Origin of the sequence: Nonlabens ulvanivorans (assembly GCF_000732625.1) — a bacterium.
In the GTDB taxonomy this organism is placed as follows: domain Bacteria; phylum Bacteroidota; class Bacteroidia; order Flavobacteriales; family Flavobacteriaceae; genus Nonlabens; species Nonlabens ulvanivorans.
Genome location: NZ_JPJI01000013.1, coordinates 1 through 3673 on the forward strand (window position 1 = coordinate 1; position 3673 = coordinate 3673).

The 3673-nt window shown below is 40.8% G+C and carries 1 protein-coding gene; it reads right to left on the bottom strand.

What is annotated here, in order from left to right:
• Nucleotides 1–141 precede the first annotated feature (141 nt).
• Nucleotides 142–3673, bottom strand: a 3532-nt coding sequence (locus tag IL45_RS02165) for a T9SS type B sorting domain-containing protein (protein ID WP_036579774.1), incomplete at its 5' end; no start/stop codon positions are given.

Below are 3673 nucleotides of genomic sequence, written 5' to 3' on the forward strand. Positions count from 1 at the left end.
GTGTATTGTGGATCCTGTTGTGCAGTAACCGCTTTCGCGAAAGCGAACAATAATATAATAGTTAATAATTTATTCATCTCTTCTTATGTTTCAATTAAGGTATCCCGAAATGTCAAACAAATCGGGATACTTTTTAATCATTTATCGTATATAAAGGTATCCTGCTATCTGTTGAACACCACCAAAGTCATCGATATACTCAACTACATAATAATAAGTACCTGTAGGTAATTTATCTCCTTGACCTATTGTCGATCTACCTTCAGAAACACCTTCAAAACGTCGAGTAGTATTATTGTAGTTGTCAGTCTTGAATACTTCAATTCCCCATCGATTAAATATACTGACTGTATTATCAAAATTCTCAATTCCTTGAATCAGGAAGAAATCATTCTGGTTATCACCATCAGGTGTCAAAGCGTTCCATACTACAACTCTTCTAGCGTCCTGATCAAGATAATCTGGTATACCATCATTATCTATGTCGCTAATATCACCTGAATTGGGGTCTAAGTCGCCGTCAGGATTTGCTCCTTCATCTATAGTATCGATACCATCACCGTCATCATCAACATCTAAATAATCTGGAATACCGTCTCCGTCAGAATCTTGATTAGTAGGATCGTTATCACCATCATAGTCCTCGTAAATCGTAGCAACACCGTCGCCATCATCATCGATATCGAACACATCTGGTATACCATCACCATCAGTATCTCCTTGACCCAGTTCATCTCCATTTGAAACATTATCCATGTCACAATCAGCATCTAACCATGCTTGATCAGGCGTCATACTTTGATTATCAAGATCAACATTACAAGGATCTTGAGGATCTGTAGGAGTTCCTCCATTTGGCGGTAATAGTTCGTCAATATTACTGACTCCATCACCATCACAATCTAGATTATCCCATTCTCCTGTGGCAGCAACCAAGTCTTGAGATATAGCCTCATAACTACATGGGTCCTGAGGATCTGTTCCGTCAATTTCCTCTTGTCTATTAGAAACTCCATCACCATCACAATCTAACTGACCATATTCATCTGATGTATCTACGGTCTGACTAGCTGTCATGAAATCACATGGGTCATTTGGATCCGTTCCATCTATAATTTCATCGCCATTTGTAACACCATCGCCATCACAATCTGCATCATTAAAGTCTCCACCAACTGTTGTTGTTTGACTAGCAACAATAAAGTCACAAGGATCAGTAGGATTAGTTCCATCTGCAACTTCATCTGCATTTGTAACACCATCACCATCACAGTCTAGAAGTTGCCAATCAGCACTTGGAGTTAAGTCTTGACTACTAACGTTCAGGTCACATTGATCTAAAGGATCTGTTCCATCTACAACCTCTATTCCATTACTAACTCCATCACCGTCACAATCTAATGCTTCCCATGCCATTGTCTGAGGAACTGTTACATTTTCAAGCATGAAATCACAAGGATCAATTGGATTTGTTCCATCTATAACTTCATCACCATTTGTAACACCGTCACCATCACAATCGGAGTTAGTCCAAACCGTTGTAGGAATAGTATCTTGACTGGTGTACATTAAATCACAAGGATCTTGCGTATCTGTACCATCGATTATCTCAACACCATTACTTACACCATCACCATCACAATCTAAAGCTTCCCATGCTAATGAAGGTGTTAACGTTTGACTAGCTAACACATAATCACATGGATCTTGTGGATCTGTCATGTCTATCACTTCGTCACCATTGGTTACACCATCACCATCACAATCCAAACTATTCCATGCACTAGTAACATTTGCAATTACTTGACTATTCACATCAAAATCACATGGATCTTGTGGATCTGTACCGTCACCAATTTCAGTTCCATTAGGTACACCATCACCATCACAATCTCCACCTAACCAAAGTGTCGAGACATCATTGATATTCTGTGCTGAAGCATCATAATCACATGGATCATTTGGATCGGTTCCTTGCGCAAGTTCATCTCCATTTGAAATACCATCACCATCACAATCAGCGGCTAAATAATCTCCTGTTTGTGCAACAGTTACACTAGCTGCATTGAAATCACATGGATCTTGTGGATCCGTTCCATCTGTTATTTCATCGGCATCTGTTACTCCATCACCATCACAATCTACTGTGCTTGTTACTGACACACTTATACTACCTACATCATAACTACATGGGTCGTTTGGATTTGTTCCGTCAGGAGTTGTTGGGTCGCCATCTGGACCATTGATTTCATCTGCATCTGTTACACCATCACCATCACAATCTACTACACTCGTTACTGGTGCAGTGATATCACCTACATTATAATCACATGAATCATTTGGATCAGTACCAGCTGCTATTTCATCTGCATCGGTTACTCCATCTCCATCACAATCTACTGTGCTGGTTACCGCTACACTTATGCTTCCAACTGTGTAAGAACATGCGTCGTTTGGATCTGTTCCATCTGCTATTTCATCCGCATCAGTTACTCCATCACCATCACAATCTACTGTGCTTGTTACTTGAACTGTTACATCTGCTACATTATAATCACATGGATCATTTGGATCGGTTCCTGCTGCTATTTCATCTGCATCGGTTACTCCATCACCATCACAATCTACTATACTTGTTACTGATACACTAACGCTTCCCACATTATAAGAACATGGATCGTTTGGATCAGTTCCATCTGCTATTTCATCAGCATCAGTTACTCCATCGCCATCACAATCTACTGTGCTTGTTACAGCTAACGTTACACTTCCTGGATCATATGAACATGGATCATTTGGATCTGTTCCATCTGCTGTAGCTGGATCACCATCTGGTCCATTGATCTCATCGGCATCCGTTACTCCATCGCCATCACAATCTACTGTGCTTGTTACTGGAACTGTAATATCTATTACGTTATAATCACATGGATCGTTTGGATCTGTTCCTGCTGCAATCTCATCGGCATCAGTTACTCCATCACCATCACAATCTACTGTGCTTGTCACTGGCACACTCACGCTTCCTACTGTGTATGAACATGCATCGTTTGGATCAGTTCCATCTGCTATCTCATCAGCATCCGTTACTCCATCTCCATCACAATCTACTGTACTTGTTACTGGTACACTTACACTTCCTACTGTGTATGAACATGCATCGTTTGGATCAGTTCCATCTGCTATCTCATCAGCATCCGTTACTCCATCTCCATCACAATCTACATTACTTGTAACTGTTACTGTTACACTTGATGGATCATAATCACATGGATCGTTTGGATCTGTTCCGTCTGCTGTAGTTGGGTTACCATCTGGTCCGTTGATCTCATCGGCATCCGTTACACCATCGCCATCACAGTCTACTATGCTTGTTACTGGAACTGTAATATCTACTACGTTGTAATCACATGGATCGTTTGGATCTGTTCCTGCTGCAATCTCATCGGCATCGGTTACTCCATCTCCATCACAATCTACTGTACTTGTTACAGTTACCGTCACACTTGCTGGATCGTAATCACAAGCATCATTTGGATCGGTTCCAGCTGCTATTTCATCCGCATCGGTTACTCCATCTCCATCACAATCTACTGTGCTTGTTACTACTACGGTTACATCTGCAACATTGTAACTACATGGATCATTTGGATCGGTTCCTGCTGCTATTTCA